The sequence below is a fragment of the Anaeromassilibacillus senegalensis genome, from assembly GCF_001261775.1.
GTDB lineage: Bacteria > Bacillota > Clostridia > Oscillospirales > Acutalibacteraceae > Anaeromassilibacillus > Anaeromassilibacillus senegalensis.
The window spans coordinates 622,019-647,877 of record NZ_LN868538.1; the positions used below are offsets into that span (position 1 = coordinate 622,019).

The 25,859-nt window shown below is 56.1% G+C and carries 23 protein-coding genes, 5 tRNA genes and 2 pseudogenes; 7 read left to right on the forward strand and 23 right to left on the reverse strand.

Annotated features, from left to right (window positions below):
• Positions 1-145: 145 nt before the first annotated feature.
• Positions 146-1,390, forward strand: a complete 1,245-nt coding sequence (locus tag BN2106_RS13155; RefSeq protein ID WP_050699033.1) for an AI-2E family transporter — start codon at positions 146-148, stop codon at positions 1,388-1,390.
• Positions 1,391-1,525: 135 nt separating this feature from the next.
• Positions 1,526-2,767: an ROK family protein gene (locus BN2106_RS13160; RefSeq protein ID WP_050699034.1), complete on the forward strand. Its 1,242-nt coding sequence runs from the start codon at positions 1,526-1,528 to the stop codon at positions 2,765-2,767.
• A gap of 140 nt (positions 2,768-2,907) precedes the next feature.
• On the opposite strand, the gene BN2106_RS13165 is transcribed toward BN2106_RS13160, so the two are convergent.
• On the reverse strand, positions 2,908-3,885 hold the full coding sequence (locus BN2106_RS13165) for a Gfo/Idh/MocA family protein (RefSeq protein ID WP_407921749.1): 978 nt from the start codon (positions 3,883-3,885) through the stop codon (positions 2,908-2,910).
• Here BN2106_RS13165 and BN2106_RS16270 point away from each other — a divergent pair.
• The 4 genes from BN2106_RS16270 to asrC all read left to right on the forward strand — a co-directional run bounded on the left by BN2106_RS16270 (position 3,833) and on the right by asrC (position 7,325).
• Entirely contained in the window at positions 3,833-4,237 is a 405-nt protein-coding gene (locus tag BN2106_RS16270) for a hypothetical protein (RefSeq protein ID WP_154666530.1), read from the forward strand. The genes BN2106_RS13165 and BN2106_RS16270 overlap by 53 nt on opposite strands.
• A 144-nt stretch (positions 4,238-4,381) precedes the next feature.
• Positions 4,382-5,425 (forward strand): anaerobic sulfite reductase subunit AsrA, encoded by a 1,044-nt coding sequence (asrA, locus tag BN2106_RS13170; RefSeq protein WP_050699035.1) that lies wholly within the window; start codon positions 4,382-4,384, stop codon positions 5,423-5,425.
• A 5-nt stretch (positions 5,426-5,430) separates the two neighbouring features.
• Entirely contained in the window at positions 5,431-6,222 is a 792-nt protein-coding gene (gene asrB, locus BN2106_RS13175; protein WP_050699036.1) for an anaerobic sulfite reductase subunit AsrB, read from the forward strand.
• 23 nt (positions 6,223-6,245) lie between these two features.
• Complete coding sequence (gene asrC, locus BN2106_RS13180) at positions 6,246-7,325, forward strand: sulfite reductase subunit C (protein ID WP_050699037.1); 1,080 nt, start codon at positions 6,246-6,248, stop codon at positions 7,323-7,325.
• A gap of 553 nt (positions 7,326-7,878) precedes the next feature.
• Here the strand turns inward: asrC and BN2106_RS13185 are convergent.
• The 20 genes and pseudogenes from BN2106_RS13185 to ruvC form a co-directional block, all read right to left on the reverse strand.
• A tRNA-Lys gene (locus BN2106_RS13185) sits at positions 7,879-7,954 on the reverse strand.
• Between the two features lie 87 nt (positions 7,955-8,041).
• Positions 8,042-8,117: transfer RNA gene (locus BN2106_RS13190), tRNA-Gln, on the reverse strand.
• Between the two features lie 51 nt (positions 8,118-8,168).
• A tRNA-His gene (locus BN2106_RS13195) sits at positions 8,169-8,245 on the reverse strand.
• A 6-nt stretch (positions 8,246-8,251) separates the two neighbouring features.
• Positions 8,252-8,328: transfer RNA gene (locus tag BN2106_RS13200), tRNA-Arg, on the reverse strand.
• A gap of 7 nt (positions 8,329-8,335) precedes the next feature.
• Positions 8,336-8,409, reverse strand: a tRNA-Gly gene (locus BN2106_RS13205).
• Positions 8,410-8,544: 135 nt separating this feature from the next.
• Positions 8,545-10,299 (reverse strand): annotated as a pseudogene (locus BN2106_RS13210) (AAA family ATPase); the annotation flags it as partial.
• Positions 10,300-10,467: 168 nt separating this feature from the next.
• Positions 10,468-10,664 (reverse strand): annotated as a pseudogene (locus BN2106_RS16970) (hypothetical protein); the annotation flags it as partial.
• Positions 10,665-11,110: 446 nt separating this feature from the next.
• A complete protein-coding gene (locus BN2106_RS13220; RefSeq protein WP_050699039.1) occupies positions 11,111-11,731 on the reverse strand; it encodes a CDP-alcohol phosphatidyltransferase family protein in 621 nt (206 codons plus the stop codon).
• Between the two features lie 86 nt (positions 11,732-11,817).
• A complete protein-coding gene (locus BN2106_RS13225) occupies positions 11,818-12,360 on the reverse strand; it encodes a CvpA family protein (protein WP_050699040.1) in 543 nt (180 codons plus the stop codon).
• A 136-nt stretch (positions 12,361-12,496) separates the two neighbouring features.
• On the reverse strand, positions 12,497-13,744 hold the full coding sequence (locus BN2106_RS13230; protein WP_050699041.1) for a DUF5711 family protein: 1,248 nt from the start codon (positions 13,742-13,744) through the stop codon (positions 12,497-12,499).
• Positions 13,737-14,495: a tRNA pseudouridine(38-40) synthase TruA gene (truA, locus tag BN2106_RS13235; protein ID WP_050699042.1), complete on the reverse strand. Its 759-nt coding sequence runs from the start codon at positions 14,493-14,495 to the stop codon at positions 13,737-13,739. Before truA ends, BN2106_RS13230 begins: the two co-directional genes overlap by 8 nt.
• A 20-nt stretch (positions 14,496-14,515) precedes the next feature.
• Positions 14,516-15,331 carry an energy-coupling factor transporter transmembrane component T family protein gene (locus BN2106_RS13240; RefSeq protein ID WP_050699043.1) on the reverse strand — a complete coding sequence of 272 codons (816 nt, stop codon included), beginning with the start codon at positions 15,329-15,331 and terminating at the stop codon, positions 14,516-14,518.
• The gene (locus tag BN2106_RS13245) at positions 15,324-16,190 is read right to left on the reverse strand and encodes an energy-coupling factor transporter ATPase (RefSeq protein ID WP_050699044.1); all 867 of its coding nucleotides are present in this window, start codon (positions 16,188-16,190) and stop codon (positions 15,324-15,326) included. Before BN2106_RS13245 ends, BN2106_RS13240 begins: the two co-directional genes overlap by 8 nt.
• Before the next feature lie 38 nt (positions 16,191-16,228).
• Positions 16,229-17,083, reverse strand: coding sequence for an energy-coupling factor transporter ATPase (locus tag BN2106_RS13250; protein ID WP_050699045.1), 855 nt, complete (start codon positions 17,081-17,083; stop codon positions 16,229-16,231).
• Positions 17,084-17,136: 53 nt separating this feature from the next.
• Complete coding sequence (locus BN2106_RS13255; protein ID WP_050699046.1) at positions 17,137-17,997, reverse strand: class I SAM-dependent methyltransferase; 861 nt, start codon at positions 17,995-17,997, stop codon at positions 17,137-17,139.
• A gap of 21 nt (positions 17,998-18,018) precedes the next feature.
• Positions 18,019-19,368, reverse strand: a complete 1,350-nt coding sequence (gene glmM / locus BN2106_RS13260) for a phosphoglucosamine mutase (protein WP_050699047.1) — start codon at positions 19,366-19,368, stop codon at positions 18,019-18,021.
• Positions 19,369-19,511: 143 nt separating this feature from the next.
• Positions 19,512-19,835, reverse strand: coding sequence for a YqfO family protein (locus BN2106_RS13265; RefSeq protein WP_050699048.1), 324 nt, complete (start codon positions 19,833-19,835; stop codon positions 19,512-19,514).
• A gap of 9 nt (positions 19,836-19,844) precedes the next feature.
• Positions 19,845-20,921: a Holliday junction branch migration DNA helicase RuvB gene (gene ruvB / locus BN2106_RS13270; protein ID WP_050699049.1), complete on the reverse strand. Its 1,077-nt coding sequence runs from the start codon at positions 20,919-20,921 to the stop codon at positions 19,845-19,847.
• A 48-nt stretch (positions 20,922-20,969) separates the two neighbouring features.
• Complete coding sequence (ruvA, locus tag BN2106_RS13275) at positions 20,970-21,575, reverse strand: Holliday junction branch migration protein RuvA (protein ID WP_050699050.1); 606 nt, start codon at positions 21,573-21,575, stop codon at positions 20,970-20,972.
• An 18-nt stretch (positions 21,576-21,593) separates the two neighbouring features.
• Positions 21,594-22,097 (reverse strand): crossover junction endodeoxyribonuclease RuvC, encoded by a 504-nt coding sequence (gene ruvC, locus BN2106_RS13280; protein ID WP_050699051.1) that lies wholly within the window; start codon positions 22,095-22,097, stop codon positions 21,594-21,596.
• An 881-nt stretch (positions 22,098-22,978) separates the two neighbouring features.
• Here ruvC and BN2106_RS13285 point away from each other — a divergent pair.
• The gene (locus tag BN2106_RS13285; RefSeq protein WP_050699052.1) at positions 22,979-24,469 is read left to right on the forward strand and encodes a phosphate--AMP phosphotransferase; all 1,491 of its coding nucleotides are present in this window, start codon (positions 22,979-22,981) and stop codon (positions 24,467-24,469) included.
• Between the two features lie 112 nt (positions 24,470-24,581).
• On the opposite strand, the gene BN2106_RS13290 is transcribed toward BN2106_RS13285, so the two are convergent.
• Both BN2106_RS13290 and BN2106_RS13295 read right to left on the reverse strand, forming a co-directional pair.
• Positions 24,582-25,028 carry a threonine/serine exporter family protein gene (locus BN2106_RS13290; protein WP_050699053.1) on the reverse strand — a complete coding sequence of 149 codons (447 nt, stop codon included), beginning with the start codon at positions 25,026-25,028 and terminating at the stop codon, positions 24,582-24,584.
• 3 nt (positions 25,029-25,031) lie between these two features.
• Complete coding sequence (locus BN2106_RS13295; RefSeq protein ID WP_050699054.1) at positions 25,032-25,796, reverse strand: threonine/serine exporter family protein; 765 nt, start codon at positions 25,794-25,796, stop codon at positions 25,032-25,034.
• Positions 25,797-25,859 lie beyond the last annotated feature (63 nt).

Genomic DNA, 25,859 nt, shown 5'->3' on the forward strand with positions numbered 1-25,859 from the left:
AAATTTTTTGCAAAGGCATTATGAATGTTCTCTTCTTAGTTTAAACGCTGATTCCGCCAAAGTCAAACTTGACTTTTCAAGGGGATTGCGATAGCATCATTTTACGATAATCACACAAAACATGGAAAGTGAAAAGGGCTCGCTTATGGACTGGAAAACACTGCTCGAAGACCCCGTTCTCTCGAAAAAAGCTATGCGAAAAATCCTGTTTGTCATTACGTTTACGGTTGTCCTGGTCTACATTGTGTTCCATCTGGAGCAGGCCGGATGGTTCATCGGCTGGGCGTTTTCTCTGATCAGCCCGTTTCTGATTGGCATTGCCGTCGCGTTTGTGCTCAACGTCCTGCTCAAGCTGTTTGAAGAGCGCATCTTTGGCTTTCTCAAGCGAAAAAACAGCCGCGTCTGGCGGAAGTGCGGGCGGGCGGTCTGCGTGAGCCTGACGTTCCTCACGGTGCTGCTGCTTCTGGGCGGAATTATCTTTTTCGTGCTGCCGGAACTGGTTCGTTCCATGCGCGTATTGACGGACGCCATCCCGTCCTACGCTCAAAGCTTTACGGAGTGGCTGAATCAGACGCTGACGCGGCTGGATCTGGACCAGCTGAAAGACACCGTAATGAAAATCGACTGGACCAACCTGCTTTCCAACGCGACGCAGGCCACCACGGACCTGGTTGGCTCCATTGCAAACGCCACCATTGGTGTGGCTTCCGGCATTGTTACCTTTATTATGAGCCTGATTTTCTCCGTCTATATGCTCTTCAGCAAGGAAAAGCTTGTGCAGAACTTTAAGCGCGTACTATACGCTTACCTGCCGCGCCGGACAGCCTACCGGTTGATCGAGGTAGGCAGCCTTTCCAACAGCATCTTTGCGGGCTTTGTGACCGGCCAGCTGACGGAAGGTGTCATCCTTGGCGTGCTATGCTACGTCGGCATGAATCTGATTCAATTGCCCTACGCCCTGCTGATCAGTGTAATCGTCTCGCTGACCAGTCTGGTTCCCATTTTAGGCGCGTACCTGGGCGGCGCGGTAGGCGCATTTATCCTGCTGATCATCAACCCGCTGGATTGCCTGTGGTTCCTCATTTTCCTTGTCGTTTTACAGCAGTTTGAGGGAAACGTTATCTACCCGCGCGTGGTCGGCACTTCCATCGGCCTGCCCGGCATTTGGGTGCTGTTGGCAATTCTGGTCGGCGGCGGGCTGGCGGGGATCCCCGGCGTTCTGATCGGCGTGCCGCTCTTCTCCGTTCTGTATGCTCTGCTCCGTTCCGGCACCACCCGTCAGCTGCGCAAAAAACGGATGACCAACGAAGATGTCCGGCGGAACGCGCCGCCGAAAACCCCGGAACCGCCGGAAAACGACGCCGAACCATTATTTAGCGATACTCCCTAAATTTTTAAATAATCTTTTCCTTTTTTTGCTTTATTTTGTTGTCGGGAAGCGAATTGTTACGAATTGGAATAATTCTCATAAAGATAACGTGTATACTTGTCTCATCTATCTTCATCGAAAATGGGAGTTATGTATATGAACGAGTCGATTGCCCGCAAAAGTATTAATCAGGAAAAAAGCCAGCTGATCAACCGGGCGCTGGTTGCGGACCTGCTGCGCCAGGAAGGCGTGTGCTCCCGCGCGACGCTTGCGCAGCTCTCCGGCCTGAAACAGGCGACAATCACCAATATCATTGGGGAATTCATTGAGTGCGGACTGGTGGTGGAAACCGGTCTGATGAGCGGCTGCAAGGGCCGGCGTTCCATCGGTATCACGCTGAACGACGACCTGTACAAGGTGATCGGCGTGCGCATGACGCGCAGCGCCTTTTACACCAGTTTGGCGGGATTGTCCGGAAAAATCTATGCCGTCAAACAGTATAAGATCAGCCCGAAGGAAAGCGTGCAGGATACCATTACGCGCATTCGCACCGCCATTAAGACCATTATCCGCGAAAATGAAGGAACCAATATCCCCGCTGTCTGCATGGCGATGCCGGGTCCCTACCGGGAGGACCGCGACCAGCTGTTGTTTGTCACGGAGCTGGCCGGCTGGCAGAACTTCCCCATCAAAGAAGCGCTGACCAAGGATTTTGATATTCCGATTCACATCGTCAACGACGCGAACGCCAGCGCCTTTGCGCAGCTCTGGTACCGCAGCAAAGACTACGGCATTCAGAATATGATCTATGTGCTGGCCGGGCAGGGCGTCGGCTGCGGCATCATCACCAACGGCAAGCTGGTGCTGGGCCAGCGCGGCATTGCGGGAGAGTTTGGGCACAGCACCATCAATTACAAAGGCGCTCTGTGTGAATGCGGCAACCGCGGCTGCCTGGAAAAATACTGCTCCTATCTGGTTTATTATGAAAATGTCACGCGCCGCCTGCGCGCGGGGGAATCCTCTTTCCTGAGCGAGGACAACCTGACGCACGCCAGTCTCTCCGACGCGGTAAAGAACGGCGATCAGGTCGCCCGTGAGGAATACGAAAAGGTCTGTGAATTCCTCGCCATCGGCATTGTCAATCTCATCAACCAGTTTAATCCCGGGATGATTGTCATCGGCGACGAGCTGGCGGAGATCGACTCCAGGCTGATGCTTTCCATCGTGAAGGAACACGTGCGCGAATGTATCAACCCGCTGATCTACAATGACGTCGTGATTGAAGTCAACGCGCTGCCGGAAAGCCCCGCCCTGCTGGGCGCCGGCGCCATCGCGGCAAAAAATGTGCTCTCCGACCCGACTAAGCTGATGAAACTGGCCCGGAGCGACGAGTATTAATAGGACACTTTTGCAGCAATCGCAGGGTAAAAAGCAGGAACCACCCCTGAAACGATAAAAGAACGCTCGCGAAATCCAAAGATAAAATGGATTTCGCGGGCGTTCTTTTTGTGCAGTTATGCAAGGATCGATCTTATGCGTCATTCCATTGGATACCGGACGCCCCAGGATGCGCGCAGGCTGTCCATCAGCCCCATCATGCGCAGCGTTTCCGCGTGCGGAAGCTCCGGGCATTCGGTTCTCTTCTCCGCAATCGCTTTGGCGCAGGCTCTCACCTCGTACTCATAGCCGCTGATTTCGACCGGCACGGGAACAATCCGCGGCTCGTCTTCCCCGTCCACATAGACGCGGATTTCCTCCGCATGCCAAAAGTCCTTCAGCGTTAAATGCCCTTTTGTCCCGTAAACCGTCGCTTCGTTGCGTAAGTTGCAGACCATGGAGCTGGTCAGCATGGCAATTCTGCCGTCCCGGTACTCCAAAATCATGCTGTTCTGCGCATCGACGCCGCGTTCGGTTTTCACCGCGCGGGAAGTTACGGAGGCAAGATCCCCGCCAAACGCAATGGCGGCAAAAGTCAGCGGATAAATCCCCAGGTCGAGCAGGGCCCCGCCCGCGAGCACCGGGTCCACCAGGCGCTCATGCCAGGACAGCTCGAATCCAAAGCCGGCTTCCAGCGAACAAAGCGTCCCCAGGATGCCGCTGTCCAACAGTTCACGCAGCTTCTGCGCAAAGGGCATATAGCGCGTCCAGACGGCTTCCGTAATCAGCAGCCCCTTCTGCTCCGCGAGGGCGAAAACCTCTTCCGCCTGCTTGCGGTTGACGGTAAACGCCTTCTCGCACAGGACATGCCGCCCGTGGTTCAGGCAGAGCAGCGCGTGCTGGTAATGATGGGAATGCGGCGTTGCGATATACACCAGGTCCGTACCGTCGTCCCGCAGCATCTCCTCATAAGAGCCGTACTCCTTCTGAAAGCCGTACTGGCCAGCAAACGATTGCGCGCGGTCCAGATCGCGCGCGGCGACGGCATAGGGGATCACATCGTCCATCCGGGAAAGGGTATCCGCCATGGTTGCGGCGATTTTTCCCGCGCCTAAAATTGAAACTCTCAAACGTTCCATTTTCATTCTCCTTTATGTTACCACCGGGCCGATGGCCATGCCGCTCTTTTTCAGGAACCGCAGCGGCTGGCTGCATCCGCTGTTCCATCCTGATAAGCCCTATACAGGGAGCGCACTGCCATCGGCTCTTTTTATTAAATCGATTATATCACACCATACTGTTAAAAAGAACCTTTCTCGCCCTTTTCATACGCCCGGAACCGTGGGTTTTCTCTCCATTGAAACGAAATATCTTTGGATTCCACGCTTTACAGACAAGGAAAATTCGATTCTGCGATATTGTTCCATCGGCTTTGTTTTTCTTTTGATAAAGGGAATCTCTTTGTGCGCACCGTCATATTTTTTAGCATGACCGCGTGCATCTAAGCAACGAAGTTACCCCAAAATTTATTTATGATATAATAAAGATTTCTAATTTTTCATTATGGTTTCACTGTGATAAAATAAAAAGAGAATCGGCAAAATATCCAAAAAAATTCATTGGAGGTTGAGCAGGATGGGATATACGCTCAATACGGCCCAGGCTGACCAAGCGTTACAATCGCTCAGGAGGGACTACCGCGTCTATGGGCCCCGGCGGTTTCCAAAGCAGGGCCGTTATTCCGACACAGACATAATTCGCTATGCTGAAATCGAACACTTTGGCGATATCGTCTGGGAGGAAAAATCCGACTATCCGGCCAAGGAGGTCATCACGCCCATACAGCAGTCGATCTTTTACTTTACGGAGGATGAGTACCGGGCCAGTAAGGGTCCGCAAAAGCCCATCCTGCTCCTCGCCCGGCCCTGCGACATCCATGCCCAGCATATCCAGGCGAAGATCTACGCGGGCAACGGCGGATACGACGACTTTTATTACATGCGGATCCGGGAACAGGTCACGTTTGCGCTGATGGAGTGTCCCGGCGGGGACGATACCTGTTTTTGTGTCTCGATGGGCACAAACCGCACCGACGACTACGCGCTGGCAATGCGCTTCCGTCCGGACGGGATGGAGGTCAAGGTGGCCGACGGACGCTTTGCCCGCTACTTTGACGGTATGCCGCAGCAGGACTATACACCGTCCTTCGTTGAGGAAAACGCCCTGAAGGTTACTCTTCCCGACCTCTCGGACCGGGATGTGCGCCTGGCCCTCAAAAAGCACCCCATGTGGAAGGAATTTGACGCGCGCTGTATCTCCTGCGGGAGCTGTACGCTGGCGTGCTCCACTTGCACCTGTTTCACCACCCGCGATCTGATTTACGGGGACAATCCCGAGGTCGGCGAAAGAAGACGGGTCAGCGCTTCCTGCCAGATCGAAGGCTTTGACCAAATGGCAGGGCAACGGGAGCTGCGGTCCACCGCCGGCGACCGGATGCGCTATAAAGTATTACATAAGTTTCACGATTACAAAGTCCGGTTCGGGGAACGCCATATGTGCGTCGGCTGCGGACGCTGCACGCACCGCTGCCCCGAACTCATCTCCATCTCCGCGACCATCGCAAAAGTAAACGACGCTGTAGCGGAAATCAAGGCCGGCATGGCGACCAAAGGAGCGTGAAAAAGATGATTCATTCTGTTCAGCCGCAGCCCTGCACCATCCTCAGCGTCCAGAAGGAAAGCGAACACGAGTGGACCTTCCGCGTGGAATCCGACGCAAAGGTCGCGCACGGCCAGTTCATGCAGCTTTCCATTCCCAAAATCGGCGAAGCCCCCATCTCAGTCTCCTCTCAGGGCGAGGGATGGCTGGAATTTACCATCCGTTCGGTTGGCAAGGTGACCGACTGCATTTTCAGTAAACAGCCGGGGGATCTCCTGTTTTTGCGCGGGCCGTACGGCAAAGGCTGGCCCCTTGATGAGTTAAAAGGAAAACATCTGGTGGTCATCACCGGCGGAACCGGCCTTGCCCCGGTGCGTTCTCTACTGCGCAAATGTGCGGAAGAGCCCGGCTTTGTGGAGGACGTCCATCTGATCTGCGGCTTTAAAAACGAAGCCGGGATCGTCTTCAACAAAGAGTTGGAATTGTGGAAAGAATCATTCCACACCATCTACGCGCTGGATACCGACGAAAAAGAGGACTGGCGCACCGGCTTTGTCACTGCTTTCGTAAAGGAAATCCCCTTTGATTCCTTTGACGGGAATTACGCCGTGCTGGTGGTCGGCCCGCCGCCCATGATGAAATTCACTGGCCTTGAACTGGTGAAGTGCGGGGCGGACCCGGAAAACATTTGGATGAGCTTTGAACGCAAGATGTCCTGCGCCATTGGCAAATGCGGTCACTGCCGTATTGACGAAGTCTATGTCTGCCTGGACGGCCCGGTATTCCCCTATACCGTCGCCCGGGACCTTGTGGACTGATTGAAAAGGAAGGAGAATTTCGGATGAATCAGGATATCAACATCAAGAAGGTTCGCCTCAACTGCTTCCGTCAGTCTAAGGTGCCCGGCCTCTTTATGCTCCAAATGCGCGTGCCGGGCGGCACGGTGGACGCGAAATACCTGAGTTATATCCAGCACATCGCCAAAACCTGGGGGGACGGCAATTTCCACTTTGGCACCCGTCAGACCTTTGACATCACCGGTATTAAATACGAGGACATCCCCGCCGTGGACGCCTATCTGGAATCGTATATTCGGGAGGTGGACGCATCCCTGTGCAATGTGGATATGGACACGGTGGCCGGCCAGCCGCAGGACTGGGACCCGGTCAGCGGGTATCCCACCATCGGCGCCCGCAACATCACCGCCTGTATCGGCAACTACCACTGCATCTGCGGCAACTGCAATACCTTTGAGCTGGCGCAGAAAATCGAACCCATCATCTTCCCCAGTCATTATCATATTAAAATCAACATTGCAGGCTGTCCCAACGACTGCAACAAAGCGCATCTGTGCGACTTTGGCATTATCGGCGTTGCCCGGATGGTCTACCATCCCGAGCGCTGTATTGCCTGCGGGGCCTGTGTGCGTGCCTGCGAGAAAGGCGCCACCCGCGTCCTCAAGCTCAACGAGGACACCGGAAAAATAGAAAAGGACGCCTGTTGCTGCGTCGGCTGCGGCGAATGCGTACGGGCCTGCCCCGCCAGCGCATGGACCCGGCAGGAGACCAAATTTTACCGCGTGATCTTGGGCGGGCGCACCGGCCGCCAGACGCCCCGCACCGGCAAGATGTTCCTCAACTGGGCGACAGAAGATGTTATTCTGAACGTATTGCGCAACTGGCAGAAGTTTTCCGCTTGGGTCATGGACTACAAGCCCGAGTATCTCCACGGCGGCCATCTGATCGACCGTGCAGGCTACAAAAAATTCAAGGAACTCATGCTCGACGGCGTAACGCTCAACCCGGAATGCCTGGTGGCGGAGGATATCTTCTGGCAGGAGACGGAATACCGCTCCAACTTCAATGTCAAGCCCCTGGAAAAGCATCATAGCGCCGGGCCGCAGGAAAAGGCCGCACGATAACCGTAACAGAAAAGACCTGCACCACAACGTACGGTTTGCATAATACTACGACAAAATAAGAGTCATGGATACAATGCAAAACAGTCCTCCTTTGTTTACCTTGCGGGTTATTACTAAAATGTTGTTTTTCCGCTTTTCTGAAAAGCGGCGGGATCAAAGGGCAGCGCCCTTTGCCGTTCTCCGCAGAGGACGGAACTCTTTTTCCTGAGAAGAGCGAGTGGAAACGAGTGATATTGCTGTTTATGAGGCAGGAAGCTGTTTCCAAGACTTGTCTTGCTTCTAGAGCTTTCGCTGCGAATTAAAGCACATTTTAAAATATGCCCTAAGAAAAAAGCACAAACCGCCTTTGAATCTGGCTGTGAGAAGCCAGATTCAAAGGCGGTTTCTCTTTTTAAAAAAGTAAGGCTGTTTTGCAACGAGCCCAATTACCGTTAAACATGCGGTCATACACTTATCATGATGATGAAACGTAGTTAGAAAGTAGTTAAAGCCGAAAAAGCATAAAGAAAAACCGCAAGGTCAATGCCAAAAGGCTTAACCATGCGGTTTTTCTTGGTGAACCATCGGGGATTCGAACCCCGGACACCCTGATTAAAAGTCAGGTGCTCTGCCAGCTGAGCTAATGATTCATTTACAGCTTGTCTATTATAGCAACTTTTTACAGCGTTGTCAACAAATAAATTCCTGCCCGCAAGCCTGGGCCACGGGCAGGCTTTTGGCTGGGCTGGCAGGATTCGAACCTACGGAATGACGGAGTCAAAGTCCGTTGCCTTACCGCTTGGCGACAGCCCAAAATATGGGGCACGGGACAAACGTCGCTTGTCCCGTGCTGCAAAAAACGTATGGGGTGGATGATGGGATTCGAACCCACGGTCTCCAGAGCCACAATCTGGCGCTTTAACCAGCTAAGCTACAACCACCATGTATGGCGCGCCAAAAGGGACTCGAACCCCTGGCCTACTGCTTAGAAGGCAGTTGCTCTATCCAGCTGAGCTATTGGCGCACGCAATTGGAGCGAGTGATGGGAATCGAACCCACACGACCAGCTTGGAAGGCTGGGGTTCTACCATTGAACTACACTCGCATTTTAGCGACGGCTATAATTATAGCATAGTCCAACGGCAGCTGTCAATAGAATTTTCCAAATTGCGCGGCCAATCCGCCCAGTTTTTCTCTTTTCGCGCCGTATTTCAGCCCGTTTCTACGGGCTTTTTTTAAATTACTGCAAAACGTCCAGCTTGAGTTCCTCTTCCGCCGTGAGCGCAAGGCCGAAAATCTGCTCATCGTAACGATCCACCAGCAGGGACGCAATCTGGTCCTCTACCTTGCGGCGGATCAGGTTGCGCAGGTCGCGCGCGCCGCTCTTGCCGCCGATGGCATGTTCCGCCAGCCACTTGGTGGCACGCTCGTCATAGACGAACTTAATGCCGCGCTCCTGCAAAGACCCGACGTATTCATTCAGCATCAGGGCGGCGATGTCTTTGAAGTCCTCCAGCGTCAGCTGACGGAACACAATGACTTCGTCCACACGGCTGAGGAATTCCGGACGCAGGAAGTCGGACAGGGCTTTCATCGCCTTCTCCTTGGTGACGTCCGCCTCGTTGCGGGCAAAGCCCAGCGCGCCTTCCTTCTTCTCGCTGCCCGCGTTGGAAGTCATGACGATCACGGTGTTTTCAAAATTGACCGTGCGTCCGTGCGCGTCGGTGATGCGCCCTTCGTCAAGAATCTGCAAGAGGATGTTCATCACATCGGGATGCGCTTTCTCGATCTCATCAAAGAGCAATACGGAATACGGGCGGCGGCGCACCTTCTCCGTCACCTGTCCGGCCTCGTCGTAGCCGACGTAGCCCGGAGGAGAACCGATGATGCGGGAGACGGAATGCTTCTCCATAAACTCGGACATGTCCAGACGGATCAGCGTTTCCGGGGAGTCGAACAGCTCCTGGGAGAGCACCTTGACCAGTTCCGTCTTTCCCACGCCGGTGGGGCCCACAAAGATGAAGGACGCCGGACGCCGGCGGGGGCTGATTTGCACACGGCTGCGTCGGATCGCGGCGGAAATTGCCGCAACGGCCTCTTTCTGCCCAATGATTTTGGAATTGAGCACGCCTTCAATATCGCCCAGCTTTTTCAGTTCGTTTTCCTGCACACGGCTGGCGGGGATCCCCGTCCAGAGCTCAATGACCTTGGCGAGATCGGTTTCCTCCACCTCAGCGCCGAGCGCGGCGGGAGCCAGCTCCTTGACCTTCTGGTCCAGCTGGGAGATGGAATAGCGGAGCTTTGCCAGTTCCTCATAGTCGATCTCCGCGCCGTCACTGGTCATGTCCTCTTCCTCCTGGCGCAGTCGCTCCAGCTCTGCGGTCGCCTTGTCGTATTCCGCCATCGGGATATTCCGCAGGGCGGCGCAGGCGCAGGCTTCATCCAGCAGGTCGATCGCCTTGTCCGGCAGGAAACGGTCGGTGATATAGCGTTCAGAGAGCACCACCGTGCGGCGCACCAGCGCCTCCGGCACGCGGACGCGGTGGTATGATTCATAATATGACTTGATGCCGTCGAGCATATCCACCGTCTCGCCGACGGACGGCTCCGCGATGGTCACCGGCTGGAAGCGGCGCTCCAGCGCGGCATCTTTTTCAATATATTTGCGGTATTCCACAAAGGTCGTTGCACCGATCACCTGGATTTCCCCGCGGGAAAGCGCCGGCTTGAGGATGTTCGCGGCGTTCATGGAGCCTTCCGCGTCGCCGGTGCCAACCAGGTTGTGCACCTCATCGATGAAGAGAATAATGTTCCCCTCCGCCTTAACCTCGTCCACCAGGCTCTTGATGCGGCTTTCAAACTGGCCGCGGAACTGTGTGCCCGCCACCAATGCGGTCAGGTCCAGCAGATGGATTTCCTTGGATTTCAGGCGCGACGGCACCTCGCCCGCCGCGATGCGCAGGGCCAGGCCTTCCGCCACCGCCGTCTTGCCGACTCAGCGATGAAGAAAATAATGTCCCCCTCCGCTTAACCCGCGCCCCCCAGCCTCTTGATGCGGTTTTAAAACGGGCGGCGAAACGGTGTGCCCGCCACCAATGCGGTCAGGTCCAGCAGATGGATTTCCTTGGATTTCAGGCGCGACGGCACCTCGCCCGCCGCGATGCGCAGGGCCAGGCCTTCCGCCACCGCCGTCTTGCCGACGCCGGGTTCGCCGATCAAACAGGGATTATTCTTGGTGCGGCGGCTTAAAATCTGCACCACGCGGGAAATTTCCTTATCGCGCCCGATGATCCGGTCGATCTCGCCTTTTCTGGCGCGGGCCGTCAGATCGGTACAATACGTATCCAGCGCTTTGCGCTTGGTCTTCGGCTTTTCTCTTTTTTCCCTTCTGGGCGGCTCTTTTGGGGTCGTATTTTCCTTCCCGCCCTGCGGGTTGGTCAGATCGGAAAAGATGTTCTGCAAAAAGGGAAAGGTCGCCGCGCCTCCGGGCACAAAGCCGTCCTCGCTGCTGCCTTCCTCGGTGTTCATCAGACCGCCGAGCTCGGATTCCATGGCTTCCATCTGCTCCTCGGTGATCCCCATCTTTTCCATCAGATCGTTGACCGGCTTAATTCCCAGCTCTTTGGCGCACACCAGGCAGAGCCCCTGGCTCTCTTTGGCGTTAACCGTGGGCGAGATGAAAACGACCGCCGGACGTTTATGGCATCTGGAACACATCATCATAATGATCACTTCTTTTTCTATAGAATACGGCTGCAACGGATAAAACAACAACCGCCCGCAGCCGAGGGGGCGGTTTCCAAAATTTATTTGTCTTCCCGGGTCTTTCTGGCCTTGATATCGGCCTTCAGATCGATGTTGTCCTTCGGATCGTTGGAATGCATCAGTTCCAGGAAGATCTTAAAGTATTGTACAAATGCATAAATCATAAACGCCGCCGTCACAGAAAGCAGCGTCACGGTAACCGCAAGATTCTCTATATGGAAGAAGCCCTTGAGCGCCACAATGACAACAAAGGAAACATAAAAGAGGATGGTTGCCACCTTGCCATACCACTTGGAGCCGCTGGGCCGTTTTTTCTTTTTCAGTACCAGGAACGACGCCGCGAACAGCATCAAAAGTTCCTTCAGGATAAAGATTGCAAGCAGCGGAATCAAAATCGGCTGCTCGATTGCCAAACAGATCGCCACCGCACCCTGCGTGAGCTTATCCGCCAGCGGGTCGAGCATCTGCCCCAGTTCCGTAAACTGGTTGAATTTGCGCGCGATCATGCCGTCCAGCATATCGGAAATTCCGGAGAGCACCAGACAGACCGCCGCCGGGACGATCCGGTCATTTAAAAAGAAATAGACAAACGGCACGATCAGGATGATCCGGGACAGGGAAAGCGCGTTTGGCACATTGATGTTTTTGTTCCTGCTTTTCATTTTAAACTAGCCTTTCCGGGCCGTCCTATCCGTATAAACCCATACGGGAAGGGCGCCCGCCGTGAAAATTTCTGGGTTGCGCGCATTTACATTCCGGAGTCCTTCAAAAAGTCTTCCACGCGAAACAGGGAATAAACCGGATTGTGCGAAGAGATTGCCTGATATACATAAGAAGTTTGAAACAGCTTCTGCTGGTCCAGCGGCACATCGTCCATTTCAAAGACCGGCGACGCCACCTGTACCAGGCTGCAGAGCAGAAATACCAAAACCACGCCCTTCAGCGCGCCGAACAGCGCGCCAAGCAGGGAATTTGCCAGATTGAGCAGCGGCAGCCGGAATACCGCATCCAATGCCGAAGCGGCAATGCGCACCACCATCTGCAACAAAACAAATACAATCACCGTTGCGATCATCCGCAAAAAATAGTATTCCGCGGCGGAAGGCGAACGCGACTGCAAAAAAAATCCACAAATAACATCTGTCACAAAACCTGTGAGCACCACCGATGCGATCACCGCAAGGATGTACCCAACAAACTCCACCAGCGTCCGGACCAAGCCGGCCCGATAACCGGAGACAATCAGCCAGAGCGTAACGGCCGCAAAAACGACGTCCAAAATCAGACCCACTTACATCCCCCATTGTCTTGTTGATTTACAAATTTTGGAGGATATCCCCCCAAACGGTACATAACTCCCCACGTAGGAATTAATATAGCACAAAAAAGAGATAAACACAAGTTTTGCAACGAATGTTCACATGGCGTTAACCAATCTCCACGCTGCGCAGCTCGGAAATTCCCAGCACATACGCGCGGCTCTCAGTGCTCTGCGCCACGGCCTTTGCATCGCTGCCGGCATCCGCCGTGCCGACCGCCGCGCCGTCCGCCGCGGAATACGCATACAGCTTGCCGTCCGCCAGCGCCGTCACGGTATCCCCATAAATGGAGACCGAGCGCACCGCACCCGGAACACTGATATTGGCCCGTTCCTTTCCGCCGCCGTCCAGCACCACCAACCGGCTGCTGGATGCGCTGTCGTACGGAGTCAGGCTCAGCGCCGTATTGCCGCTATCCACAGTATATGCCGTCAACTGCATGCCCTGATAATCGTAATTTACCTTTGTTTGTGTCGTCGTGTTGATAATCGCCGTCATTTTATCCCCGATGGCGGTGACGGTCCCGTCGCTGCTCCAGTAGACGTCGAGCATCATGTTTTCCGTATAAGCGGCAAACGGCTGCACCGGCTCCTTGCTGCTGAAATCCAGCAGATAGATCGCGGAGGTCAGGCCCCCGTCCTGCGCGGAAATCGCCGTCACCGCCGCCCGGGTGCCGTCCGCGTTCAGCGCGACCGCTGTGGGATAGTAATCGGCAAACCAGTAGTGGAACAGTTCCTTGCCGTCCGGCTTGTAGGCTGTCAGCTTGCCGCAGTAGCCTTCCACCTGTGTGACAAACGCATAGCGGCCGTTCCCCGCCAGCGCGCCGGCAAAGATGTTCTCCGCCGTATTCTTTTTTTGCAGCGTCTTGCTGCGGCTCTCCAGCTGGTAGCCCGTGCCGCCCAGATTATAAATCAGCGTCCGGGAACCGTTCACCTTCATGACCGGCTCGCTGAAGCTGTGCTGGCGGCTCGCCAGCACCTTCGCGGTGCCGTTGTACACTGTGAGATCCGTGTCGCTGACCATCACCAACTCCTGATTGACAGACAGGAAATTCTTGGCTTCCACCGAACCGGAGAATTTTTGTGGGAATCCGTCCCCCACGCCGATGCCCACCACGCGGTCCTGCACCCACTCCGCGATGTTGGCGGGCGCAAGGTTCTGCCGGTTGAACCAGAGCAGCATCCCCACCACGCTCAGCGCCAGAATCAGAATGACCTTATAGACCCAACCCGGGATTTTACCAAAACGGGCCTTGCGGCGGCGGCGCTTGGCGCGCTTCTGCGCGATCCGTTCGGAGCGCCCGTCGTGCTTTGGCGCGTCGAATTCGCCGGTGGCAAAGTGTTTTCCATCATTCATAGCGGTATTCCTCTCCGTAGAAGACGCGGTTCAGATACAGGCCGCAGGGCGGCGCGGTCGGCCCGGCAGCCTTGCGGTTTTGGGCGGCAAGGATGCCCGGAATCTGTTCCGGCTCCAGCTTGCCCTGCGCCACACGCAGCAGCGTGCCCACCATAATGCGCACCATGTTGTACAAAAAGCCGTCCGCCGCAACGGTAAACAAAACCAGACCGCCTTCCCGGCGCACCTCCGACTTTGTCACCGTCCGGCGCAGGTCGCCTCGCTCCCGCGCGTCCAGCGTGCAGAAAGAGGTAAAATCGTGTGTCCCCAGATAATGCGCGGCGGCAGCGTTGAGGCGGTCCAGATTTAAATCGTACCAATAATGCAAAGCGCGGTGCTGCAAAAACGGATTGCGCACCGGCTCATTCCAAATTTGATAAATATATTCCTTGCCGGTGCAGGAATAGCGCGCGTGGAAGTCCAGCGGGACCTCCCGGCAGTCCTTCACGGCGATATCCTCCGGCAAAAAGTGATTGAGCGCATTGAGCAGCCGCTCACAGGGAATGCTGTGCTCCGTCTTGAGGCTGATGCAATATGCGTTGGCATGCACGCCGGAGTCGGTGCGGCTGCAGCCCTTGATGTCCGGACGCTCCGCAATAATTTTGAGAAGCGCCTCCTGAAAAACCTGCTGGACCGCCACGGCGTTCTGCTGGATTTGCCAGCCGTGGTAACGCGTGCCGTCGTAGCAGATGGTCAGCAATAGATTTCTCATAGGCACTTCCTTTCTTTCCTTTAAAATACGGACGGTAGGTAAAGGTTCAAAACCACAACCACCGCGCAGACCAGCACAGACACGGCGGACGCCCAGCCATCCCTTGCGCTGATATGCAGCTGTTTCATTTTGGTGCGCCCCTCCCCGCCGTGGTAGCAGCGGCATTCCATCGCCATCGCAAGGTCGTACGCCCGGCGGAACGAGGAGACAAAAAGCGGGATCAGAATGGGGATCAGCGCCTTGACGCGCTGCATCAGCCCGCCGCTTTCCAGATCGGCGCCGCGCGCCTTCTGCGCGCTCATAATCTTATCTGTCTCCTCCAGCAGCGTCGGCACAAAGCGCAGCGCAATGGTCATCATCATCGCGATCTCGTGTACCTTGATGTGAAACACCTTGAGCGGCTTCATGATGCGTTCCAGCGCGTCGGTCAGCTCGGTCGGCGAGGTGGTAAACGTCAACACGGCGCTGAACAAAATCAGGCTCATGATGCGGATGGCAATAAAAACGGCGTTCTCAATGCCGCTCGCTGTGATCTGCATAAAGCCGAACAGCGTCACCAGCGGTTCGCCCGTCCCATAGAACAGGTTCAGCACCGAAGTGAACAGCACCACAAAAAGAACCGCCTTGAGGCTTTTAAAATACTGCTTGAGCGGCACACCGGAGAGAAACAGCGTGCTCAGCAGCAGCGCGATCATCACCAACAGCGAACCGAAGTTTCGCGCCACAAAGATGAACACGATGAACAGAAAGGTCAGGATAATCTTGACGCGCGGGTCCAGCCGGTGAATCAGCGATTTGCCGGGAAAGTACTGCCCCAGCGTGACGTCTCTAATCATCTGCGCGCCCCCTTTTTTTCAGCAGCGGCATCAGCTGCTTAATCGCCTGCTCCATCGTGAGGGACGTCCCCACCGGGTAGCCCTTCTGGCGCAGGACCGACAGGATTTTTGTGATCTGCGGGACCCGCAGCCCCATTGCCTCCAGCTCTTCCCCGCGCGCAAACACCTTTTCCGTCGTATCGAACATGGCGGCATGCGCGTCGTTCATTACGAGAATGCGGTCCGCCGTGCGCGCGATATCCTCCATGCTGTGGGAGACCAGCAGCACAGTGTTGTGCCGCATCTCATGATAGCTTGTGATCTGGGAGAGCAGCACGTCACGCCCGCACGGGTCCAGGCCCGCGGTCGGCTCGTCCAGGATCAGGACGTCCGGGTCCATGGCGATCACGCCCGCAATCGCGGCGCGGCGCTTCTCACCGCCGGAGAGCTCAAACGGGCTTTTCTCCAGCAGCGTCTCCGGCAGGCCGACAAATTTCGCGGCATTCCGCGCGCGCTCCTCGATCTCGTCAGGCTTTAAGCCCATGTTTGCGGGGCCGAAGGAAATGTCCTTGAGCACTGTCTCCTCAAAGAGCTGATGTTCCGGGTACTGGAACACCATGCCCACCCGGAAGCGCACATCGCGGATTTTCTTCGGCGCGGCCCAAATATCCTTCCCATCCAGCAGCACCGTGCCGGAGGTCGGCGTAAGCAGGCCGTTCAACAGCTGGATCAGGGTGGACTTGCCGGAACCGGTGTGTCCGATGACCCCGATAAACTCCCCCGATTCAATGGAGAGATCCACATGGTCCACCGCTGTCTTTTCAAAGGGCGTACCCGCGCCGTAGGTATAGGTCAGGTTTTTCGTCTCTATGATTGCCATCACGATTCCCCGTACTTTCGTCAGATTCACGCCGGTCCTTATTTGGACAGAAGAGGTTCCAGCGCCGCCACACAATCTTCCACGTTCAACACGCACTCCGGCAAGGGAAAGCCGCTGGCGCGCAGGCGGTACACCAGCTCTGTGGCCTGCGGCACATCCAGCTTATGCTGTTTAAGCAGTTCCACCTGAGAGAAGACCTCCTCCGGGGTTCCCTGCGTCAGAATGCGCCCGCTGTCCATCACGATGACGCGGTCCGCCTGGACCGCCTCGTCCATGTAATGCGTGATCAGGATAATGGTGATGTTTTTTTCCCTGTTCAGCCTGTGGATCGTGCGCAGCACCTCTTCCCGCCCGCGCGGGTCCAACATGGCGGTGGGCTCGTCCAGCACAATGCAGTCGGGCCGCATGGCGATGATGCCCGCGATGGCGATGCGCTGTTTCTGCCCGCCGGAGAGCTTATATGGCGCGTTTAAACGGTAGTCGTACATTTCCACCGCCTTGAGCGCGTCGTCTACCCGCTCGCGGATTTCCTTTGGCGGCACGCCGAGGTTCTCCGGACCGAACGCCACGTCCTCCTCCACGATGCTGGCCACCAGCTGGTTGTCCGGATTTTGCAGCACCAGGCCGACGCGGCGGCGGATCTCATACAGCAGGGATTCGTCCAGCGTATCCATGCCGTCGATGTAGACCTTTCCACCCGCAGGCAGCAGCATCGCGTTGAACATCTTGGCGATGGTGGACTTGCCGGAGCCGTTGTGCCCCAGCAGCGCCACAAACTCGCCCTTTTCGACGCCCAGCGACACGCCGCGCAGCACCTTGCGCACCTGAACGGATTCGCCCTCTTCCGCCTCATCGTAGGTAAAAGTTAAATTTTCTGTTTGTATATAACTCATCGTATAATACTCTCCGTATTTTCACAGACCGCCTGTTTTCTGCACCGGCACATTCAGGATTCCCAAATAGCCGTACTTCCACAGGGCAGTGTCAGCCCGCTTGCCGTCACCGGCAGGCCAATTTCCCCGGAGGAAACCTTTCCGCCAAAGCGTTTTTGCAGCAGCACGCCCAGCAGGTACTCCATGACAGCCGGGGACAGTCCCGTGGTATAGGAATTTAAAATAAAAAACAGTGGATTTTGGGAAAGGATGGGCAGGCACAGCTCCACCAACCCGTAGAGCTGCTCCTCCAGTTTCCAGACCTCGCCGTTTGGGCCGCGCCCATAGGAGGGTGGGTCCATGATAATGCCGTCATAGGTGTTGCCGCGGCGCTGTTCGCGCTGCACAAATTTGACGCAGTCGTCCACCAGCCAGCGGACTGGACGGTCCGCCAAACCGGATGCGGCGGCGTTCTCCTTGGCCCATGCAACCATCCCCTTGGAGGCGTCCACATGGCAGACCTGCGCGCCCGCTCTGGCGCAGGCCAGCGTGGCCGCGCCCGTGTAGCCGAACAGGTTCAGCACTTTAACGGGGCGGCCCGCGCCTGTGATCTTCTGCATGGCAAAATCCCAGTTGACGGCCTGCTCCGGGAAGATGCCGGTATGTTTAAAGCCCATGGTTTTGAGTTGGAAGGTCAAATCCCCGTAGCCGATCTTCCACATCGCGGGAACTTTTTTCAGCTCCTGCCAGCTGCCGCCGCCCGTACTGGACCGCAGATACCGCGCGTGCGCCTGCTTCCACAATGGATGTTCGCGCGGGGTCTCCCAGATGATCTGCGGGTCCGGACGGATCAGGATAATATTGCCCCAACGCTCCAGCCGCTCGCCGCCCGATGTATCGATCAGTTCATAGTCCTTCCAATTTGCCGCTCTCAAACCCATTCCTCTTTTCTAAGATTATGCCAGCCGCTCCCGCAGGACGTCCGCGACGGAGTTCGCCAGTTCGTTGATATAGCCCAGGTCCTCGCCCTCGATCATGACGCGCAGCAGCGGCTCCGTTCCGGAGGGGCGCACCACAATGCGTCCGCTGTCGCCCAGTTTTTCCTTGGCGTGCTCGATGGCCTCTTTGACTTCCGCATCCGTGTAGAAATGCAGTTTGCCCTCCGGGCCGACTTTTACGTTGACAATGACCTGCGGATAGCGGGTCATCAGCGTCGCCAGACTGGAAAGCTTCGCCTGCCGGCGGTGCACAATGCTCAGCAGCTGCGCCGCGGTCATCTGTCCGTCGCCTGTGGAGGCAAAATCGAGGAAAATCACATGCCCGCTCTGCTCGCCGCCGAAGTTATAGCCTTCCAGCAGCATTTCCTCCAGCACATAGCGGTCCCCCACCTTGGTCGCCTCAAAATGCAGTCCAATTTCCTTGCAGAAACGCGTAAAGCCCATGTTGGTCATAATGGTGCCCACAACCGTGTCCTTTGCCAGCTTGCCGCGGGACTTTAAATCCGCCGCGCAGATCGCCATTACAAAGTCACCGTCCACCAGCTGGCCCTTGTCATCCACCGCCAGGCAGCGGTCGGCGTCGCCGTCAAACGCGACACCCGCGTCAAGATTGTGCTCCTTGACATAACTCATCAGGTTTTCCATATGGGTGGAACCGCAGTTGTCATTGACGTTCACACCGTCCGGCTGGTCGGACAGCATGTGGCAGTTGGCGCCCAGTTCCGTAAACAGCAGTTCCGCCGTCCGGCAGGCCGCGCCGTTTGCGCAGTCCAGCGCAATGTTCATGCCGTGCAGCGAGAAGGGCACCGTGCTCTTGATATGATCCACATAGTCGCGCACCACATTCGGCGCGGTGGTCACACTTCCGATGTCTCCCCCGGTCGGCGCGGGAGGCGTCTCCTTATGGTCCAGAACAATTGCTTCAATCTGCTCCTCCAGCGCGTCCGGCAGCTTGTAACCGTCGCCGCTGAAAATCTTGATCCCGTTAAACTCGCACGGATTGTGGGAAGCTGTCAGCATTACACCCGCGTCCGCCTTGTATTTGCCCACCAGGAAGGCCACCGCCGGAGTCGGCACCACGCCGAGCTGTACCACATTCGCACCCACGCTGCAAAGGCCCGCGGTAATTGCGCTCTCCAGCATGTCGGAGGAAAGGCGCGTATCCTTGCCGATTAAAATCTTCGGGTGGCGGTGGTTGTTATCCGTCAGCACCATGGCGGCCGCACGGCCGATGTTCATTGCCATTTCACAGGTCAATTCCGAGTTCGCGACGCCTCTGACGCCGTCCGTTCCAAAAAGTCTGCCCATGTACCATACACTCTCCTAATCATGATCTTTTGTTGATTGTATCAAATCCCCAATGCAAACCGCGTCGCAAAAACTTTGCATTCCCCACACGGCGCGGATTTCTGCCTTTTCTATCCCCTCAACGCAAGGGTAATGGCCGCCTCTTACATATCCCACAGGGGCAGCACATGAACAACCGGTTCCTCATACGGGTGCAGGCGCTTGACCGCCTCCACCGCCCGCACGGCCAATTCCGCCGGACAAACCACTTCTATTTTACATTCCTCGCCGCGGCTGAGTACCCCCACTTCGCCGTCGAACGGGTCCGCGCCGGGCAAAGGCCGCCAGGTGCCCGCAACGCGCGACACAGACGTGCAGCAGTCGTAATTTCCAATATGGCAGGCGCCCAGCTCATTGAGCGCGTCGCGGATGGAATCTACACAGGACTCCGGCGCATAGATTTCCAACTTCACTCTGGTAATTTCCATGGATGGACCTCATTTCCGATCCTGCATCTCAAACAGGTTCTGCTGCTCCGGTTTCACTTCCCCCGGCGGCGTCAGCCCCAGATGCAGGTATGCCGCCCGCGTGGCACAGCGGCCGCGCGGCGTGCGGTTCAAAAAGCCGATCTGCATCAGATACGGCTCGTAAACGTCCTCAATGGTGACGGCCTCTTCCCCGATGGCCGCCGCGAGCGTTTCCAGTCCGACCGGCCCGCCGTTGTAGAACTGAATCAGCGTGGACAGCATCCGGCGGTCATTGGCGTCCAGGCCGATCTCGTCGACCTCCAGGCGGTCCAGGCCGATTTTGGCTGATTGGAAGGTAATGACGCCATCTGTCATCACCTGCGCGAAATCCCGCACACGTTTAAGCATACGGTTCGCGATACGCGGCGTTCCGCGGGACCGGGAAGCGATTTCCAGCGCGCCGTCCGCCTCGATCGGGATGCCCAGAATCTTCGCGCTGCGGGTGACGATCTTCGCCAGTTCCTGCGGGGAATACATCTCCAGACGCAGGACGACGCCAAAGCGGTCGCGCAGCGGCGCGGAGAGCTGGCCCGCACGCGTAGTCGCGCCCACCAGTGTAAACTTCGGCAGCGGCAGGTGATAGGAAGCCGCCATTTGCCCCTTGCCTGTGATGATATCCAGCGCAAAGTCCTCCATCGCGGGGTAGAGGATTTCCTCCACGCTGCGGGAAAGACGGTGCACCTCGTCGATAAACAGCACGTCGCCGGGATTCAGGTTCGTCAGCAGCGCCGCCAGATCGCCCGGCTTTTCAATCGCCGGGCCGGAGGTAATGCGCAGGTTGACGTTCAATTCGTTTGCAATGATGCCCGCCAGCGTGGTTTTGCCCAGTCCGGGCGGGCCGTACAGCAGCACATGGTCCAGCGACTCCTTGCGCTGTTTGGCCGCCTCTATAAAAACCGCCAGGTTTTCCTTGACCTTCTCCTGGCCGATGTATTCTCCCAGTGTCCGGGGCCGAAGCGGGTTTTCCACCTCCGCGTCCTCGGGGGCATACTCCGGCGCAACCATCCGGTTTTCAAAATCCATCTCATTTTCGTATTCGTAGTCCATCGGCACGCCTCACCGCCCTTTCCATAAACATTTCATTATTTCGTTTTTTTATCTCGCCTTGCCAAATTCCCTGAGCGCCAGCCGAATCAATTCCTCCGTGGGCAGGGAACTGTCAAACTTCGCCACGACCGACGCCGCATCCGTGGGTGTGTACCCCAGCACAGAAAGCGCGCTGACCGCGTTGGCGGCGTTCCCAGCGGCATTCGGCGCGCCGCCCGCGGGCACAAAGCCTTCCAGCGTGCCGCCGCCCATCTTTTTGACTTTATCTTTTAACTCCAGAACAATCCGCTGCGCCAATTTTGCGCCCACGCCGCTGGCCCGCGTCAGAGACTTGCTGTCCCCCGCCGCCACCGCCATCGCCACCTGTTCCGGAGAAAGTTCGCTCAGAATCGCCAGGCCGACCTTCGGCCCCACGCCGGAGACGCCCGTCAGCATCTTAAAGCAGTTCAGCTCCATCATGGTGGCAAAACCGAACAGATCCAGCGCGTCCTCGCGCACATTTAAATGCGTGTACAGCTTAACCGTCTCGCCCAGCTTCGGCATGGCGCGCTGCGTGCTCATGGTGGTCATGCATTTAAAGCCGACCCCGCCGCATTCTATCACCGCCAACCCCGGCTCCATATGCGTCAAAATTCCTTTTACACTATAAAACATTTTGTATTCTCCAAATTTTTATCTTCTGCGCAGCATCGCCTGCCGCAAACTGGAACCCGCCGCCTGCCCGTGGCAGATCGCCATTGCCAGCGCATCGGCCGTATCGTCCGGTTTCGGCACTTCCTTCAGGCAGAGCAGCCGGCGCGTCATTTCCATCACCTGCGGCTTCTGCGCCTGCCCGTATCCGGTCACCGCTAATTTTACCTGCAAAGGGGTATACTCAAAGACAGGGACCCGCGCCTTTTGTGCGGCCAGCAGAATCACACCCCTGGCCTCCGCCACGCCGATCGCCGTCTTCTGGTTGTTCTGGAAAAAGAGCTTTTCGATGCTGACCGCTTCGGGCCGCCATTTTTGCAGGACCTCCGCAATGCCGTCGTATACGATCTCCAGCCGCCGGTTAAAGTCCTGCCCGGCCTTTGTGACAACCGCCCCATGCTCCAGCGGCACGTATCTTCCGCGTTCCGTGCGGATGATCCCGTAGCCTACGATTGCGTAGCCCGGGTCAATTCCCAATATGACCATTCTCACACGTCCTGGTTTCTCTCAAATTATATCAATTTCAGTAATCGTTATTTCAGTCAGCCGTCGAAAGCTCTGCTTTCGGTCACGGCGTGAGGTTATTATTCCATTAAGAGGCGCAGCCTCCTTCACAACGGAACAATGTTCTCCCAGCCGTCGGAGGCTCCGCCTCCGCTTACGGCGTGAGGTTATTATAGCATGCCCGACCCGCAACAAGCTCCTTCTGAGGCTAAAACTACCTTGTCATACCAAGCTGGCATGCTTCAATGTTCTCTCAGCCGTCGAAAGCTCTGCTTTCGCTTACGGCGTGAGGTTATTATAGCATGCCCGACCCGCAACAAGCTCCTTCTGAGGCTAAAACTACCTTGTCATACCAAGCTGGCATGCTTCAATGTTCTCTCAGCCGTCGAAAGCTCTGCTTTCGCTAACGGCGTGAGGTTATTATTCCATCAAGAGGCGCAGCCTCCTTCACAACGGAACAATGTTCTCCCAGCCGTCGGAGGCTCTGCCTCCGCTTACGGCGTGAGGTTATTATAGCATGCCCGACCCGCAACAAGCTCCTTCTAAGGCTAAAACTACCTTGTCATACCAAGCTGGCATGCTTCAATGTTCTCTCAGCCGTCGGAAGCTCTGCTTTCGCTAACGGCGTGAGGTTATTATAGCACACCCGCGCCGAATAGAAAAGAGAAAAACACCCTTTCTCACACAGCTTTCGGACAATTGTTCTATGGCGTCCACCCTCGGAAAATCGCACTGGTAGATCACACAAAAACATTTGCAATTTTATTTTATTAGTGTATAATTAGCATATATACCAATGCATGGAAAATCGATTCATTTTATTCTTCGTATTTCAAATGATTGCAAAAGGGGGTTATCCCGGTATGCTGGAAAAAGTCAATTTAAAAGCCTCTGTCTCAAAAGAGGAATATAAAAAGGAAGCGCCCGTTTTGGAAGCGGAGCTTTCTGCCCTACAACAGACGATCAAACAGGTGAAACTGCCGGTCATCATTATTTTTGAGGGCTGGGGTTCCGCCGGTAAAGGCGGGCAGATTGCCCGGCTGACGCTGAATTTTGATCCGCGCGGCTCCAAGGTCTATTCCAATGTAGCCCCCACGGAGCTGGAAAAACGCCACCCAGACCTGTGGCGCTACTGGAAAATCATCCCCGGCGGCGGCGAAATCGCCACAATGGACCGCAGCTGGTATCAGGAGGTCTCAACACTTCGACTGGAACAGGGGATCGATGACGTCACCAATCTGCGCCGTATGAACAGCATCAACACCTTTGAGCGCCAGTTGACGGACAACGGCTATCTGATTATCAAGTTTTTCCTGCACATCAGCCAAAAGGACCAGAAGGAACGGCTGGAAAACCTGGCGAATTCCAAAAACACCGAATGGCGCGCCACTGAGCAGGACTGGAAGCGCAACAAGCAGTATGACCGTTACTACCGCGCGTTCGACGAAATGCTGGAGTATACCAACACGACCTATGCGCCGTGGCATCTGATCGCCAGCACCCACCGGCAGAATGCCACACTGGAGGTTTACCGTACCGTTGTGGATTCCATCAAAACCGCTTTGGCGTTAAAGGAGCACCGCAATGCGTATCCGGTCACGCCTGCCAACATTATTCTACCGGGCAATTTTACATTTGTCCCCATGACGCCGCTTGGACAGGTTTCTCTGGATAAGACCATTACGGATGAAAAATATAAGAAACAGCTCGATAAACTCCAGGAGGAGCTAAGCGAGTTGCACAACAAAATATACCGCAAGCGTGTGCCGGTCATCGTCTGCTATGAGGGCTGGGACGCCGCCGGCAAGGGCGGAAACATCCGCCGCATCGCCGCCGCGCTGGACCCCCGCGGTTACGAGGTGGTGCCGGTCGCCGCTCCCACCGCTCCGGAACTGAACCACCATTACCTGTGGCGCTTCTGGAACCAGATTCCCAAGGACGGGCACATCGCCATTTATGACCGCACCTGGTACGGCCGCGTCATGGTCGAACGCATCGAGGGCTTCTGTTCCACGGAGGACTGGCAGCGCGCCTACCGCGAAATCAACGAATTTGAACGTGAACTGTACGATTGGGGCGCTGTCATTGTGAAGTTCTGGCTGCATATCGACAAAGACGAGCAGCTCCGCCGCTTTACCGACCGTCAGAACACCCCTTCCAAGCAGTGGAAAATCACCGACGAGGACTGGCGCAACCGTGAAAAGTGGGACCAGTACGAGGAAGCGATTGACGACATGCTCAAATATACCTCCACGGACTTCGCGCCGTGGCACATCGTGGAATCACAAAACAAAAAGTACGCGCGCATCAAAGCGCTGAAAATCCTGATCGACGCGATAAAAGACCGTCTTTAAATTGCAAGCATCTTTGGCTCTTATAAAAAAGGAACAGCTTTTTTCGTAAGAGTCCTGTTTTGGATAAGGATGGCACATAGGAAAAGGACCTGCTGATCAGCAGGTCCTTTTCCTATGCGTGCGGTTCCGTGCGGTCGCCGCAGGCGTGCCACAATCGCACCAGGGAGGAAACCAGCAGGATTCCCAACGCCAGCGCCCCGGCGATGCCCAGCGTGTGCAGACCGGTTTCCAAAAACATCTCCGTATTGCCCGCAATACAGTATTCCATGGAATAATAGATGCCGCCGCCCGGCACCATCGGCAGCAGGGCAATCAACAGGTAGCCCGTCACCGGTACGCGATGGATGCGCGCCATGATTTCCGAATACAGCGTGATGACGACCGTCGCAAGAAAAAACTGCACGATGTCATTTTGCAGCGGACTCAGCAGCAGATAGACAAACCAGCCGATCGCGCCGCCCAGCGAGGTAAAAAAGATCAGCTTGCCGCGCATGTTGAACACCAGGCAGAAGGCCACGCAGGCGATAAACGCATATAAACAGGGCAGATACGCTTCCATCCGCTACACCCCCCAGATCAGCCGGGGCGCGAGCAGCGCCACGCCAGCCCCGATGGCGATGGCCGTCGCCACCAGCAGGGACTCCACAAAGCGGATCAGCCCCGCGATCAGGTCGCCCGCGATGACGTCGCGCATGAAGCTTGTAATGACAATGCCGGGCACCAGATTCATCAGCGCGCCGATGATAATTTTATCCGTATTGGCGCCAAAGCCAAATTGTACCGCCAGCAACGCCAGCGTCGCCGCCACACAGCTCGCGGCGATGTTCATAAAAAAGCTGTTGGTGGAAAAGCGGCCCATGAAATCGATCACCAGGCGGACCGCCGCGCCGCAGACCAGCGCACAGCAGGCGTCTGCAAAGCTGCCGCTGTAAAACAGCGTAAAGGAAAAGGCGATCAGCGCGTACGCCGCCACCTGCGTCCAGAATCCATAGGCGGGCCGTTGGTCGATGCTCCTGACCTCTTCCCGTACTGTCTGAAAGTCCGGCTTTTTATAGCAGACAACCCGGCAAAGGTCATTTGCGCGCTCCACCTTGTCCAGATTCGTCACGCGCGTATACAGGCGCTTAAAGCCGGTGATGGGCTTTCCCTGCCCGGTTTCCACCGTCGCAAAGATGCAGGTCGGGATTACAAATACATCCCCTGTTTCCACGCCGTATGCGCGGAAAATACGCCGCATGGAGTCCTCCACGCGGTAAATTTCCGCCCCATTGCTCAGGAGCAGGTAGCCCACCTCCATGGTGGTATTGACCAGCTCGTCGTAATTCATAGGCACGCCCCCTGTTCGCTTTGATTCGAGTGCAGTATAGCACAAAACCGGCGCGGAAGAAAG

What these genes read in the sequence shown, in the direction of transcription:
- BN2106_RS13230 (WP_050699041.1), bottom strand. Translation starts at nt 13,744, where the DNA reads ATGAATGATGGAAAACACTTTGCCACCGGCGAATTCGACGCGCCAAAG.
- ruvC (WP_050699051.1), bottom strand. Translation starts at nt 22,097, where the DNA reads ATGGTCATATTGGGAATTGACCCGGGCTACGCAATCGTAGGCTACGGG.
- asrA (WP_050699035.1), top strand. Translation starts at nt 4,382, where the DNA reads ATGGGATATACGCTCAATACGGCCCAGGCTGACCAAGCGTTACAATCG.
- asrC (WP_050699037.1), top strand. Translation starts at nt 6,246, where the DNA reads ATGAATCAGGATATCAACATCAAGAAGGTTCGCCTCAACTGCTTCCGT.
- glmM (WP_050699047.1), bottom strand. Translation starts at nt 19,368, where the DNA reads ATGGGCAGACTTTTTGGAACGGACGGCGTCAGAGGCGTCGCGAACTCG.
- BN2106_RS13285 (WP_050699052.1), top strand. Translation starts at nt 22,979, where the DNA reads ATGCTGGAAAAAGTCAATTTAAAAGCCTCTGTCTCAAAAGAGGAATAT.
- BN2106_RS13240 (WP_050699043.1), bottom strand. Translation starts at nt 15,331, where the DNA reads ATGATTAGAGACGTCACGCTGGGGCAGTACTTTCCCGGCAAATCGCTG.
- BN2106_RS13250 (WP_050699045.1), bottom strand. Translation starts at nt 17,083, where the DNA reads ATGAGTTATATACAAACAGAAAATTTAACTTTTACCTACGATGAGGCG.
- ruvA (WP_050699050.1), bottom strand. Translation starts at nt 21,575, where the DNA reads ATGTTTTATAGTGTAAAAGGAATTTTGACGCATATGGAGCCGGGGTTG.
- BN2106_RS13295 (WP_050699054.1), bottom strand. Translation starts at nt 25,796, where the DNA reads ATGAATTACGACGAGCTGGTCAATACCACCATGGAGGTGGGCTACCTG.
- ruvB (WP_050699049.1), bottom strand. Translation starts at nt 20,921, where the DNA reads ATGGACTACGAATACGAAAATGAGATGGATTTTGAAAACCGGATGGTT.
- asrB (WP_050699036.1), top strand. Translation starts at nt 5,431, where the DNA reads ATGATTCATTCTGTTCAGCCGCAGCCCTGCACCATCCTCAGCGTCCAG.
- BN2106_RS13245 (WP_050699044.1), bottom strand. Translation starts at nt 16,190, where the DNA reads ATGGCAATCATAGAGACGAAAAACCTGACCTATACCTACGGCGCGGGT.
- BN2106_RS13220 (WP_050699039.1), bottom strand. Translation starts at nt 11,731, where the DNA reads ATGAAAAGCAGGAACAAAAACATCAATGTGCCAAACGCGCTTTCCCTG.
- truA (WP_050699042.1), bottom strand. Translation starts at nt 14,495, where the DNA reads ATGAGAAATCTATTGCTGACCATCTGCTACGACGGCACGCGTTACCAC.
- BN2106_RS13160 (WP_050699034.1), top strand. Translation starts at nt 1,526, where the DNA reads ATGAACGAGTCGATTGCCCGCAAAAGTATTAATCAGGAAAAAAGCCAG.
- BN2106_RS16270 (WP_154666530.1), top strand. Translation starts at nt 3,833, where the DNA reads ATGGTTGCGGCGATTTTTCCCGCGCCTAAAATTGAAACTCTCAAACGT.
- BN2106_RS13155 (WP_050699033.1), top strand. Translation starts at nt 146, where the DNA reads ATGGACTGGAAAACACTGCTCGAAGACCCCGTTCTCTCGAAAAAAGCT.
- BN2106_RS13165 (WP_407921749.1), bottom strand. Translation starts at nt 3,885, where the DNA reads ATGGAACGTTTGAGAGTTTCAATTTTAGGCGCGGGAAAAATCGCCGCA.
- BN2106_RS13265 (WP_050699048.1), bottom strand. Translation starts at nt 19,835, where the DNA reads ATGGAAATTACCAGAGTGAAGTTGGAAATCTATGCGCCGGAGTCCTGT.
- BN2106_RS13290 (WP_050699053.1), bottom strand. Translation starts at nt 25,028, where the DNA reads ATGGAAGCGTATCTGCCCTGTTTATATGCGTTTATCGCCTGCGTGGCC.